Origin of the sequence: Rhodococcus ruber (assembly GCF_027270735.1) — a bacterium.
Lineage (GTDB): Bacteria > Actinomycetota > Actinomycetes > Mycobacteriales > Mycobacteriaceae > Rhodococcoides > Rhodococcoides rubrum_A.
In genome coordinates, this window is the sequence record NZ_JAPWIJ010000016.1 from 22,492 (window position 1) to 34,463 (window position 11,972).

The 11,972-nt window shown below is 64.4% G+C and carries 11 protein-coding genes; 4 read left to right on the forward strand and 7 right to left on the reverse strand.

Annotation, left to right across the window (positions count from 1 at the left end; genetic code table 11):
• Position 1 precedes the first annotated feature (1 nt).
• Both O4220_RS25735 and O4220_RS25740 read right to left on the reverse strand, forming a co-directional pair.
• The gene (locus O4220_RS25735) at positions 2 to 769 is read right to left on the reverse strand and encodes a tyrosine-protein phosphatase (protein ID WP_269608387.1); all 768 of its coding nucleotides are present in this window, start codon (positions 767 to 769) and stop codon (positions 2 to 4) included.
• Positions 770 to 815: 46 nt separating this feature from the next.
• The gene (locus O4220_RS25740) at positions 816 to 1,388 is read right to left on the reverse strand and encodes an antibiotic biosynthesis monooxygenase (protein WP_269608388.1); all 573 of its coding nucleotides are present in this window, start codon (positions 1,386 to 1,388) and stop codon (positions 816 to 818) included.
• Positions 1,389 to 1,557: 169 nt separating this feature from the next.
• On the opposite strand from O4220_RS25740, the gene O4220_RS25745 reads away from it, so the two are divergent.
• Both O4220_RS25745 and O4220_RS25750 read left to right on the forward strand, forming a co-directional pair.
• The gene (locus O4220_RS25745; RefSeq protein WP_269608389.1) at positions 1,558 to 2,064 is read left to right on the forward strand and encodes an Lrp/AsnC family transcriptional regulator; all 507 of its coding nucleotides are present in this window, start codon (positions 1,558 to 1,560) and stop codon (positions 2,062 to 2,064) included.
• Positions 2,061 to 3,206, forward strand: coding sequence for an NAD(P)/FAD-dependent oxidoreductase (locus O4220_RS25750; protein ID WP_269608390.1), 1,146 nt, complete (start codon positions 2,061 to 2,063; stop codon positions 3,204 to 3,206). The genes O4220_RS25745 and O4220_RS25750 overlap by 4 nt, the downstream gene beginning before the upstream one ends.
• Before the next feature lie 67 nt (positions 3,207 to 3,273).
• Here the strand turns inward: O4220_RS25750 and O4220_RS25755 are convergent, their stop codons facing one another.
• Positions 3,274 to 3,891: a TetR/AcrR family transcriptional regulator gene (locus O4220_RS25755; RefSeq protein ID WP_269608391.1), complete on the reverse strand. Its 618-nt coding sequence runs from the start codon at positions 3,889 to 3,891 to the stop codon at positions 3,274 to 3,276.
• A gap of 145 nt (positions 3,892 to 4,036) precedes the next feature.
• Between O4220_RS25755 and O4220_RS25760 the strand changes: the two genes are divergently transcribed.
• Entirely contained in the window at positions 4,037 to 5,506 is a 1,470-nt protein-coding gene (locus O4220_RS25760; protein ID WP_269608392.1) for an MDR family MFS transporter, read from the forward strand.
• Between the two features lies 1 nt (position 5,507).
• On the opposite strand, the gene O4220_RS25765 is transcribed toward O4220_RS25760, so the two are convergent.
• Genes O4220_RS25765 through pdhA form a run of 4 tightly spaced genes read right to left on the reverse strand, consistent with a single transcriptional unit; the run spans position 5,508 to position 11,123 of the window.
• Positions 5,508 to 7,655, reverse strand: a complete 2,148-nt coding sequence (locus tag O4220_RS25765; protein WP_269608393.1) for a thiamine pyrophosphate-dependent enzyme — start codon at positions 7,653 to 7,655, stop codon at positions 5,508 to 5,510.
• Between the two features lie 47 nt (positions 7,656 to 7,702).
• Positions 7,703 to 8,995 carry a dihydrolipoamide acetyltransferase family protein gene (locus O4220_RS25770; RefSeq protein WP_269608394.1) on the reverse strand — a complete coding sequence of 431 codons (1,293 nt, stop codon included), beginning with the start codon at positions 8,993 to 8,995 and terminating at the stop codon, positions 7,703 to 7,705.
• 44 nt (positions 8,996 to 9,039) lie between these two features.
• A complete protein-coding gene (locus O4220_RS25775; RefSeq protein WP_269608395.1) occupies positions 9,040 to 10,044 on the reverse strand; it encodes an alpha-ketoacid dehydrogenase subunit beta in 1,005 nt (334 codons plus the stop codon).
• On the reverse strand, positions 10,041 to 11,123 hold the full coding sequence (gene pdhA / locus O4220_RS25780) for a pyruvate dehydrogenase (acetyl-transferring) E1 component subunit alpha (protein ID WP_269608396.1): 1,083 nt from the start codon (positions 11,121 to 11,123) through the stop codon (positions 10,041 to 10,043). Before pdhA ends, O4220_RS25775 begins: the two co-directional genes overlap by 4 nt.
• Positions 11,124 to 11,257: 134 nt before the next feature.
• Here pdhA and O4220_RS25785 point away from each other — a divergent pair, with 134 nt between their 5' ends.
• Complete coding sequence (locus tag O4220_RS25785) at positions 11,258 to 11,737, forward strand: Lrp/AsnC family transcriptional regulator (protein WP_269608397.1); 480 nt, start codon at positions 11,258 to 11,260, stop codon at positions 11,735 to 11,737.
• Positions 11,738 to 11,972 lie beyond the last annotated feature (235 nt).

Genomic DNA, 11,972 nt, shown 5'->3' on the forward strand with positions numbered 1-11,972 from the left:
CTCAGTCCTCGACCAATTCGGCGACGAGCCGTCCGCGCAGATGTTCATCGATACCCAGGTGACTCAGATAGGCCTCGAACGATCCGTGATTGGACGTCACAGACGCCATTCCGCGCTCCAGATAGGACTCACGGACTCCCAACAACGCCTCCCCCGGCATTTCGGCGTCGTCGATACCCGCCCACGTCCGGCGCACATGGGCGAGCAGCGGCTCCACCGCAGCATTGCTGACGAGGTAGTCGGCAAGGATCTCGTCCTCACTCACCCCGACCGCCCGCAGCACAGTCGCGACGGTCCACCCGGCCCGATCCTTACCTGCGGCGCAGTGCACCAGAACTCCGCCTCGGCCGGCTGCGATGGCCTCGGCCACATGCTTGATGGCGTACGCAGCCCCGTCCAGCACCGGAAACGACGCGTACGCGCGCAGGAGGTAGTCGACCTGACTCTGTTCTTCGTGGGTCGGGGCCTCGTGCGGAGCGCGCTCACCGCTGTCGTTGTGGAACGGCACCGAGATCGACTGCACGCCGTCCGGAACTCTGTCGATCCCACTTCGTGCGATCTCGGAGTCACTGCGGAAATCGAACACCGTACGTATCCCGAGATCGACGACGGCGCGTTGTCCGCTCTCGGTGAGAGCACTCAATTCCGATGCGCGATAGAGCTTTCCAGGCCGAATCTTCGCGCCGCCGGCAGTGCGAAGACCGCCGAGGTCTCGAAAGTTCCAGGCCCCGTCGAGAGCGAACTGGTTGTGCACACGCGCGTCGGGCATGATCTCGACTGTATAGAAGCGAGGCTGCGTACCAGCGAGGCCGGGCTCAGGCGCGCGGTACGAGCCACTTCCGCAGCCGGGCGGTGACGAACGGCATCACCACGTAGACCATCAACGGCGTGCACATCATCACCACGACCGCCGTTCGCAGGGCCACGTTCAACCCCGCCAAATGCGGTGTGAGGACGATGTTGACCAGCAAGCTGACGGCATAGAACGCCACACCGATCGAGATCGCCTGCTTCCACCGGGGCGGCGGGCCGCCGATCACTCGAACCGCGTCGGTCAGGTGGGACTGCGGCTCGAACCATCCCTCCACGCCGGAAAGACGATGTGTCACAACGTCGTCGGCGATGGGCCGGCCGCTGCTGAGCCAGCGGCGTCGAGAGTCCGAGTGCAGCCATGCGTCGAGGTTGTCGTGGGTCTCGAACCGGTACACCACGTGGTAGTCGTTGGATCCGCCGGAACTGCGCAACCAACCACCACCGAGGAAACCAGGGAAAGTGCGGACGAGATCGATACCGCGATCGGTCCATTCGACGAAATCTGCTTCGTATCCCTCGCGAACGCGCCGTGCGACCGAGGTCGTGACGTGATCGAGCGTGTCCGTCGTGGTCATGCGGTACCCCCTCTGCACGTGTTCGTCTCGGCTTTCTGTTCTACACAGAGTGCGGTCCGATGGACCAGCTTTCAAATCAGGGGCTCAAATGTAGATCGATGGCCCTCGAGTGCGCCTGATGTGGCATTCTGTCCATACAGACCTCTCGTGAACGACCTGGAGTGGACGGATGGCACAGACCGAGTACGAGCTCGACGACGTGGATCGGCGCATCGTCACCGAGCTGAGCCGAGACGGCCGAATGTCCATGCGTGCCTTGGCAGAGGCAACCCATATCTCCCGGGCACACGCCTACGTACGCGTCGACCGCCTCCTCGACGAAGGCGTCATCGAGGGGTTCACCGCACGCATCGCCTACGAGAAGGCCGGAGTCGGCGCATCCGCTTACGTGGCACTGTCCATCCGGCAGGATTCGTGGCGCGCCGTCGCCGACGACCTGAGTACCTTTCCGTTCGTCGAGCACGTCAGCTTGATGGGCGGCGATTTCGATGCGCTCGTTCTGGTCCGCGCTCCCGACACATCGGCGCTGCGACACCTGGTGCTCGACAAGTTGCAGGGACTCGACGGGATACTGTCGACCCGAACCTGGCTGATCTTCGACGAGGCGGTCGGCCCCGGAGCTCAGTGGACCGCCCAGCCGAGAATCAACCAGCCGAAGAACGGGAGAACTCGATGAGCACGTCCGTTCGAGACGCGCCTACCACCGATGTCATTGTTGTCGGCGGCGGAATCGGGGGTGTCTCGCTCGGATACGAACTCGCGAGCGATCACCGAGTCACCCTGCTCGAACGCGAGGATACCCTGGCCTTCCACACCACCGGACGCTCGGCCGCTCTGTTTCTGGAAACGTACGGCAACAACACGATTCGCGCTCTGACGACGGCCAGCCGAGACTTCCTGGAGAACCCGCCGGAGCACTTTCGATCCGAACTGCTCGCCCCGCGCCCCCTGCTGCAGTTCGCGTCCACCGGGCGAGGCGACGCGCTCGAAGCGATGTACGCGGACGTCAGCCGATTGACGCCCGAAGCACAACTGGTCTCGCCGACCGACGCGCGCACGTTCTTTCCGCCGCTGCGCCCCGAATTGATCGATTGCGCTCTGTACGAGCCGCATTCGATGGAAGTCGACGTGCACGCGCTGCATCAGGGGTTCGTGCGAGGGCTGCGCGATCGAGGTGGACGAGTCCACACCGGGGCAGGTGTGACACATCTGCGACGCATCGACGGACTGTGGCACGTGCACACCACCGACGGGTCTGTCCACACTGCTCCACTCGTCGTCGACGCCGCGGGCGCATGGGCGGATGTCCTCGGTGCGATGGCGGGTGCCGAGCCTATCGGACTCGTGCCCATGCGACGCTCGGTGTTCATGGTGGCCGCACCCGACGACCTCGATACCGCGCACCTGGCGACATTGAGCGACATCGACGAGAAGTTCTACATCAAACCCGAAGGCGCACAACTATTGTGCTCGCCTGCGGACGAGACGCCCATCGAGCCGAGTGATGCCCGCCCGGACGAGTTGGAGATCGCCCGAGCATTCGACGACATTGCCGAGGCGACCACCTTGACGGCCCGGCATGTGCGGTCGTCCTGGGCCGGCCTGCGCAGCTTCGTGCCCGACCGAACTCCGGTCGTCGGATTCGATCCGAACATCGAGGGTTTCTTCTGGTGCGCCGGTCAGGGCGGGTACGGAATCCAGACGTGCGCGGCGCTGGCCAGAGTCGGCGCGGCTCTGCTACGGCGGCAACCACTTCCGATCGATGTAACCGAGCGCGGACTGCGGGCAGGCGACGTGACTCCGCACCGATTCGGGTGAGAGGCGCTTCGCGCCACGTGCACGAGAACTCGACCCCTGCTACGAAGTTCCGCGCACGACGAGAAGCTCAGCCGGCGACGACGCGTCGCAGATCGCTCAGCGTGGTTCGGTAGATATCTACCAGGTCGGCGTCCTGCCCGGCGTCGATGCGCTCGGCCCAGTCGTCGAAGGCGATTCGCATGGCCATCCCGGCCCCCTCGACCAACAACCGCGCATATGAACGTGATTCGTGATCACCTAGCTTGGCGGCCACCGAATCGGTGACGCGGCACAGCGTCATGGCGTCGGCCGTGAAGGCGGCGGCCCGCAGATGGTCGTCGCGACCGATCAACCGCCGGGTACGCAGGAGACGATCCCTGGCCTCGTACGGTGCAGCGGAAAATCGTTCGACGGATCGCTCGTAAAGCGCTTCGATCGCCGTGAGGGTGATGCCTTCCGGTGCCGTCGATGCCAGCCAGGCGTCGATGTCGAGCTCGAACTCCGGGGCGAGGCCGAGAACCGATTCCTCCTTGGATGCAAAGCTACGAAAGAACGTACTCGGCGATACTCCGGCCCGGCGTGCGATCTGGTCGACCGTCGTGGTGGCGCAGCCCTGCGTCTCGAACAGATCGAGCGCAGCACGGGTGATCTCGAGGAGGGTTTCTCGACGACGTCGCTCGCGCAGATCCGGTACTCGATCGTTCATCGTCCTCCATCCATCGTCGACTCCCCTTCGTCTCGCTGTCAACATACCAGCAAAGTTCAAGTTGACAGTCACTGTCACTATGATTCAAGCTGTCTACATACGAATTGCTCCACACCTTGAACCCATACGCGAAAGTTCTCGACACATGACCACATCTGAGACCGACCACAAACCCGACGCGCAACTCGCGCCGGGCAGCAAGTTACTGATCGGCATCCTCGTCATCGCGGCGTTCGTCATGATCCTCAACGAAACGATCATGAGCGTGGCGCTGCCCACCCTGATGGTCGACCTCGACATCTCCGCGACGACGGCGCAGTGGCTCACCACCGGATTTCTGCTGACGATGGCGGTGGTCATTCCCATCACCGGCTTCCTGTTCCAGCGCTTCACTCTGCGTCAGGTGTTCGTGGCGGCCATGACGCTGTTCACTGTCGGCACTCTGTTCGCTGCCTCCGCTCCGGGATTCGAGCTGCTCCTGCTCGGACGCGTCACCCAGGCCAGCGGCACGGCGATCATGTTGCCGCTGTTGATGACAACGGTGCTCACCGTGGTTCCGGCGCACAAGCGCGGCGCGATGATGGGCGTGATCTCCATCGTCATCGCTGTGGCACCCGCGGTCGGTCCGACGATCTCGGGGATCATCCTCGATTCGCTCGACTGGCGTTGGATGTTCTGGCTCGTCCTTCCCATCGCCCTCATCGCGTTCGCCATCGGGACCACTCTGGTGAAGAACGTGACCCAGACCAGTCGGCCGTCCTTCGATCCCGTGTCGGTCGTGTTGTCCGCGTTGGCTTTCGGCGGCATCGTCTACGGCCTGAGCAGCCTGGGACATTCGGCCGAGGAGTCCGTGGTGCCGGTGTGGCTGCCGCTGGTCGTCGGTGCGCTCGCCCTCGTGGTGTTCGTTCTCCGGCAGATCTCGCGTCAGGAGCGCGGCGGCGCACTTCTGGATATGCGTCCGTTCCGCACTCCCACCTTCAGTATCGGACTCGGCATGATCGCGATTTCGATGATGGCCCTGTTCGGCGCACTGATCCTGCTACCGATGTATCTGCAGAACGTCCGCGGCCTCGACACTCTCGACACCGGACTGATGCTGCTCCCCGGCGGACTCTTGATGGGTCTGCTGGCCCCGTTCGTCGGTCGCATCTTCGATCGAATCGGCCCGCGCCCGTTGGTCATTCCCGGTGCCGTCGTGGTGAGCGCTGCACTGTGGTCGATGACCGTGCTCGACGCGCAGACCGCACTGCCGCTCGTGATCGGTATCCACATGCTGCTCTCGGCGGGTCTGGCTCTCATCATGACGCCGCTCATGACTTCGTCGCTGGGATCACTACCCACCCAGCTGTACTCGCACGGTAGTGCCATCTTCAGTACGGTTCAGCAGTTGGCCGGTGCTGCAGGTACCGCACTGTTCGTCACCGTGATGTCCAACACCGCAGCAGCCAGAATCGCCGACGGCGCAACTGCTGTGGGCGGCTCGGAAGCCGGTATCCACACCGCATTCCTCTACGGCGGGGCAGTGTCATTGGTCGCGGTGGCCGCGTCGTTCTTCATCCGGGCACCGGCACGAACCGATAGCGAGGCACTCGCCCCCGCACAACCGGTTCACTAGGTCACTCGACGTCCATCATCCGCATTGCCGCAGCGACGATCTCGTCCTCCGACAGAAGGACGAGATCGGCCGCGCCGCCGAGGGGGACGAACGAATTCTTGCTCGAGACTCGTGCGATGGCACCGTCGTAGCCGCCCTCGACGAGAGCGGTCACGACGCCCTCACCCACTCCCCCGTCGTGCCGGGTCTCGTCGGCGATCAGCACTCGATCGAAGCGTGCCAGCCGGTGCAACAGATCCTCGACCGGCAGGGGCACTATCCAACGGAGGTCCACGACCGTCGCCGCGATCCCGCGTTCGCGTAACCGCGACGCGGCGCGTCGGCTCATCACCACGCCGTTACCGAACGTGACGATGACCAGATCATCTCCGTCGAGATGGCTTGTGATGGTGCCGAAATCGCCCGATAGATTGTCAGCACAGCGCAGTGCGCCGTCGCCGTCGAGCAGATCGGTGCGGTGATAGAGCGCAATGGGCTCCAGAAATACGCACACTCGCCCCTCCTCCACAGCCAGTGCCACACAGGTTCTCAAGAGACCGGCGGCCTCGGCCGCCGAACTCGGAACCGCAACCACGATGCCCGGAATGTCGCGCAGAACAGCGAGAGCATTGTCGTTGTGGAAGTGCCCGCCGAAACCGCGTTGATACGCCAGACCGGCGATACGCACGACCATCCCGTTGGTGAACTGCGCATCGGAGAAGAACTTGAGCGACGCGGCCTCACCGCGCAGCTGATCCTCACCATTGTGCAGGTAGGCCAGATACTGAATCTCGGGTATCGGAACGAAACCAGCGAGCGCAGCACCCAAGGCGGTGCCGAGCACGGTCTGCTCGTCGAGCAGAGTGTCGAAAACTCGTGCTGCGCCGAACTTCTTGCGCAAACCCTTCGTGACGCCGTAGACGCCGCCTTTGACGGCCACGTCCTCGCCGAACACGAGCACGTCCGGTCGTGCCGTCATGATGTCGGTGAGCGTCCTGTTGATCATGGCGGCGAGCGTCAGACCGGGCCCGCCCTGTGCAGGCCGCAGACTGCTCTCGGCGGCAGCCACGGCGGCCGGTCGCCGATCGGCGAGCGGGGCCATCACCGCCTCGGCAGTCGCCAGTCGCGCCGACGCCCCGGAGCGCAGGGAGTCGACCATCGCCGCGGCCTCTGCCATCACCGTCTCGTGCATCGCCTGGTAGCGGCCTTCGACGTCGGCGGCGGTCAGGATCCCGGCGTCGACCAACGCACGAGCGCTGGCCAGCAATGGATCTCGCTCGTAGTCACCGACGATGTCTGCGCTGGAGCGGTAGGCGAGTTCGGCATCCGATCCGGCGTGGCCCATCAGCCGCACCGTCTCGAGGTGGAGCACAACCGGACGCCGCCGATTCCGCACCGTAGCAACAGCGGCGTCGACCGTGCGCATCAGCTCGGCCGGGTCGTTGCCGTCGGCCCGCACGTACTCGATCGACGGGAACCGGCCGAGCGATTGCGCAATCCACCCCCGCGGTGATCGGGTACTGATACCGATCCCGTTGTCCTCGCAGACGAACAGGATCGGCATCGGAACGGACTGATGCGCACAGTAGGCAGCCGAGTTGAGCGCACCCACCGTCGTCGAATGGTTGGCCGAGGCGTCACCGAAACTGCACACCACAACTGCGTTTTCGGGCCATGGAGTTCGATGTCGCAGCGCCTTCGCCCGGCCGAGTGCGAAAGCCAGGCCGACCGCGCGCGGAACCTGGGAACCGATGGTCGACGTCTGCGGGACGATGCCCAGAGCCGGATGCCCGAACACCTTGTGGCGGCCGCCGGACATGGGATCGCGCGTCGAGGCGACCAGACTCGCCAGCACGTCCCGGATCGGGTTCGAGGCCGAATACTGTTGTGCGCGTGCAGCATAGAAACCACCGGAGCGGTAGTGCAGCAGTGCCGGGTCGGTGACCTCGGTCGCTGCTCCGACGACTGCATTGGCTTCGTGCCCGGACGATCCGATGGTGTAGTAACCGAAGCCCTCGGACTGCAACCAACGGGCCGCGAAGTCGAGATGCCTGCTGGCAAGCTGCGCATCGAAGTACCGAAGCAGTCGATCCGGATCGGCGACGACGGACCCACCGGGCCGGGCGGAGCGAACCTGCTTCAGGAAGTACTCGTCGATCGCCTCGGCCACGCGCGCACCCTTGTTTCCATCGACCTGTGTCCATCGAGCCGCGGAAATCAGCTCAGGGCGATCATATCCATCGGAGTGCTGAGCAACCGGCCGACGAGGGCGAGGAATTGTGATCCCTGCTGGCCGTCGACGAGACGGTGATCGAACGACAGTGACAGCGTCGTCACCGAACGCAGTGCGATCGCACCCTCGTGTTCCCAGGGCATGCGGCGGATCGAGCCGAAGCACAGGATGGCAGCTTCGCCGGGATTGAGGATGGGCGTCCCGGCGTCGACTCCGAACACACCGACGTTGGTGATCGTGATCGTGCCGTCGGCGAGGTCGGCCGGACTGCTCTTGCCTTCCTTCGCGGTACGGGTCAGATCTGCCAGCGCACGTGCGATGTCCACCAGCGAAAGTTCGTGCGCGTCCTTGATGTTCGGCACCATCAGGCCGCGCGGGGTCGCTGCGGCGATGCCGAGGTTGACGTAGTGCTTGGTGACGATCTCCTGAGCCGCCTCGTCCCAGGACGAGTTGAGGGACGGATTCGATCTCAGTGCAACGAGAACGGCCTTGCACACCAACGCCAGCGGAGTCAGCCGCACATCCGCGAAGTGGGTCGAGGACCGGAGGGATTCCAGCAGGGTCAGGGTCTCGGTGACGTCCACGGTCACGAATTCGGTGACGTGTGGGGCGGTGAAGGCACTGCGCACCATCGCGTCCGCCGTATGCTTGCGCACCCCCTTGATCGGGGTTCGCTCTTCGCGGCCGCGCTTGCGGGGGTCCTGTTCGGCCGCGGTGGGTTCACCCTGCAGATACGACTCGACATCGTCGCGAGTGACGTCACCGCGGCTTCCTGTTGCCGGCACCTCGGCCAGGTCGACGGCGTTGTCCTTGGCGATCTTTCGCACCGGTGGTGCGGCGAGCGGCTTTCCGTTCTGCCCGTTCGGTGACGCAGTGACGGGCGCAGTTCCCCGGCCGCCTCGTCGACTCGATCCTTCCTTCGCCACGCCGTAACCGACGAGAACAGGGACGCGCTCCTCACTGTCCTCTGCGGGGCTCGCGTCGGCCACAGCGGCGGCGAGCTCGGGGGCAGGCGCGTCGTCCGCGCTGTCGCCACCGACTCGGATGTCGATGATCGGCACCCCGACCTCGACGGTGTCACCCTCCGAGACATGCAGCGCAAGAACCACCCCCGCGAACGGTGACGGAAGTTCGACGGCAGCCTTGGCCGTTTCGACCTCGGCAATGTTCTGATTCAACTCGATCGTGTCACCGACGGCGACGAGCCAGGTCAGCAGGTCGGCCTCGGTGAGACCCTCCCCGAGGTCGGGCAACGGAAAACTCTGGATGGTGGGCATCGTCGAATCCTGTTCGGTGTCTGTCGGCGGCAGTGAACGAAAGGTCAGTGGGAGCGGCAGCGGTCGACCGCGTCGAGGATCCTGTCGACGTCGGGGAGATAGAACTTCTCGAGCTTCGACGCGGGGTACGGAGTCCCGAAGCCGCCGACGCGCAGCACCGGCGCTTCCAGGTTGTAGAAGCACCGTTCGGATATCCGCGCAGCGATCTCGGAGCCGATTCCCATGAACACCGGAGCCTCGTGTGTGACGACCAGACGTCCGGTCTTGCGTACCGAGGCCTCGATGGTCTCGAAGTCGATCGGAGAGAGCGAGCGCAGATCGATGACCTCGATCGAGATCCCCTCGTGGGCAGCAACTTCGGCGGCCTTGCGGGCGGTGGCGACGAGCGGGCCGTAGGCGATCAGGGTGACATCGGTACCCTCGGTGACCACCCGCGCCCGGTGCAGCGGATACGACCCGTCGAGGTCGGCGGAGTCCAGGTCGATCGGGCTCTTCTCCCAGTAACGACGTTTCGGCTCGAAGAACAACACGGGGTCGTCGCTCGCAATGGCCTGTTGGATCATCGAGTAGCCATCTGCGGAATTGCTGCAGGTGACGACACGAAGGCCCGCGGTCTGCGCGAAGTAGCCCTCGGGAGACTCCGAGTGATGTTCGACGGCACCGATTCCGCCGCCGTAGGGCACGCGAATAGTCATCGGAATCTTCACGTTGCCACTCGTGCGGTAGTGCAGCTTGGCGACCTGCGAGACGATCTGATCGAAGGCCGGGTAGATGAAGCCGTCGAACTGGATCTCGCACACCGGCCGGAATCCTCGCATCGCGAGTCCGACTGCGGTGCCGATGATGCCGGATTCGGCCAGCGGCATATCGAGGACACGACCGGGTCCGAAGTCCTTCTGGAGGCCGTCGGTGATGCGGAAGACTCCACCGAGCTTGCCGATGTCCTCGCCCATGAGGAGAACCTTCGGGTCGTCCTCCATCGCTCGTCGCAGACCTGCATTGATGGCCTTGCCCAACGGCAGCGTGGTGGGCCGTTCCAGGGTGGTCATGACGTAGCTCCTTCGAATCCGGCCTGGTACGAGGCAAATTGGGCCCGCTCGTCGTCCAGGAGGGGGTGTGGATCGGCGTAGACGTTGTCGAACACCGACATCGCTTCCGGCTCGACGGTCTCGAGGCACCCACGGCGGAGTTCCGCGGCGACGTCGTCGGCCGTGCGCTTCACCGAAGCGGCGAACGCGTCGTCGAACACGCCGATCCGCTTGAGCAGCTTCTCGATTCGGTCGATCGGATCCTTCGCACGCCATTCGTCGTCGGTGGCACCCGAGCGGTATCGCGTCGGATCGTCGGACGTGGTGTGCGGGCCCATCCGGTAGGTGACGGCCTCGATGAGTGTCGGGCCACTGCCCTCTCGGGCACGCGCCAGCGCTGCTCTGGTCACCGCCAGGACGGCGAGAACGTCGTTGCCATCGACACGCACCGATGGAATGCCGAAGCCCTCGCCGCGGGCCGCGATCGTCGTCTTGGTCTGTACCGTCACCGGTTCGGAGATCGCCCACTGATTGTTCTGGCAGAAGAACACCACCGGCGCATGGAAACTGGCGGCGAAACCGAGCGCTTCGGAGATGTCGCCCTGACTGGTCGCGCCGTCGCCGAAGTAGGTGATGGCCGCACCCTCGGCACCCTCGAGCTGCATACCGATGGCGTATCCGGTCGCGTGCAGACCCTGCGATCCGACGATGATCGCCGGTGTGGTCATGCGGTACTCGTACGGGTCCCAGCCGGACAGCGTCGATCCGCGCCAGAAGCGCAGCATCTGGGTGGGATCTACACCGCGGCAGTAAGCGACGCCGTGCTCGCGGTAACTGGCGAACACGAAGTCCTCGGTGTCGAGCGCACGAGCGGATCCGACCTGCGCCGCTTCCTGACCGAGCAGCGGTGCCCACAGACCCAATTCGCCCTGCCGCTGCAACGCGGTGGCCTCGGCATCGATGCGCCGGACGACGACGAGATCGCGATACATCTCCATCATCGCGGCGGTGTCGATATCGGCGACGAGAGGCGAGTAGGTCTCGTTGCGCACCACGGTTCCTGACTCTTTGATCAGCTGAACCAGCGAGTTGGTGTTCATGGTCCTGGCACTCTCCGTCCTGATGTGATGTCCTTCACAAGGACACCACCGACATCCAGACTGCACAAGTGATGACTTCGAAACTGCGCAACGTGCACAATATTGGGTGTCGACCGAGCTACAGGAAGTGCGCAATGACCGATTTGGACAAGACCGACGCCAAGCTTCTCCTCGCCCTCTGCTCGAAGCCACGCGCCACCGGGGTCGAACTCGCCACGACACTGGGCTTGTCCCGAAACACCGTCCAGGCGCGCCTCGGTCGATGGGACGACAAGGGCTCACTGACGCCGATCGATCACCGAATCCCGCCGAAGTCGTTGGGGCGACCACTGCAGGCGTTCGTCACCGCACGGGTCAATCAGCACATGTTGGCCGCGGTCACCGAGAATCTCCGCACCATCCCGGAGGTGCTCGAGGTGTTCGGCCTGTCCGGAGCTGCAGATATGCACATCCGCATCGCCGCCGTCGACGCCGACGACCTGTATCGCATAGCCGGTCTGATTCTCGAGATACCCGGAGTCGAGCGCACCAACATGTCCATCGCCATGTCGGAACTGATCCAATACCGCACCAAGCCGTTGCTCGAACAGCTCGCAGACGAGGGCCGACGCTGAGCAGCGAGACCAGCTCTGCCGGACCGATTCGGTCGTCACCGTGCAACATGCACGATCTCGACGACGACGGTTGACCAGCGTGCACGTTCACGGCACTCTTCGACGGACATGTTCCCGGATACCATCCATTTCCGGGTACCGCCGCCTCATCACCGAAAGAGACAGCCTGTGTCCGTCGTTGCCGACCACCCCGCCGCCGTCACCAGCACCCCGCCCCGCTCCCTCTCCTCGACGG

What these genes read in the sequence shown, in the direction of transcription:
- O4220_RS25760 (WP_269608392.1), top strand. Translation starts at nt 4,037, where the DNA reads ATGACCACATCTGAGACCGACCACAAACCCGACGCGCAACTCGCGCCG.
- O4220_RS25745 (WP_269608389.1), top strand. Translation starts at nt 1,558, where the DNA reads ATGGCACAGACCGAGTACGAGCTCGACGACGTGGATCGGCGCATCGTC.
- O4220_RS25770 (WP_269608394.1), bottom strand. Translation starts at nt 8,995, where the DNA reads ATGCCCACCATCCAGAGTTTTCCGTTGCCCGACCTCGGGGAGGGTCTC.
- O4220_RS25775 (WP_269608395.1), bottom strand. Translation starts at nt 10,044, where the DNA reads ATGACCACCCTGGAACGGCCCACCACGCTGCCGTTGGGCAAGGCCATC.
- pdhA (WP_269608396.1), bottom strand. Translation starts at nt 11,123, where the DNA reads ATGAACACCAACTCGCTGGTTCAGCTGATCAAAGAGTCAGGAACCGTG.
- O4220_RS25740 (WP_269608388.1), bottom strand. Translation starts at nt 1,388, where the DNA reads ATGACCACGACGGACACGCTCGATCACGTCACGACCTCGGTCGCACGG.
- O4220_RS25785 (WP_269608397.1), top strand. Translation starts at nt 11,258, where the DNA reads ATGACCGATTTGGACAAGACCGACGCCAAGCTTCTCCTCGCCCTCTGC.
- O4220_RS25755 (WP_269608391.1), bottom strand. Translation starts at nt 3,891, where the DNA reads ATGAACGATCGAGTACCGGATCTGCGCGAGCGACGTCGTCGAGAAACC.
- O4220_RS25735 (WP_269608387.1), bottom strand. Translation starts at nt 769, where the DNA reads ATGCCCGACGCGCGTGTGCACAACCAGTTCGCTCTCGACGGGGCCTGG.
- O4220_RS25750 (WP_269608390.1), top strand. Translation starts at nt 2,061, where the DNA reads ATGAGCACGTCCGTTCGAGACGCGCCTACCACCGATGTCATTGTTGTC.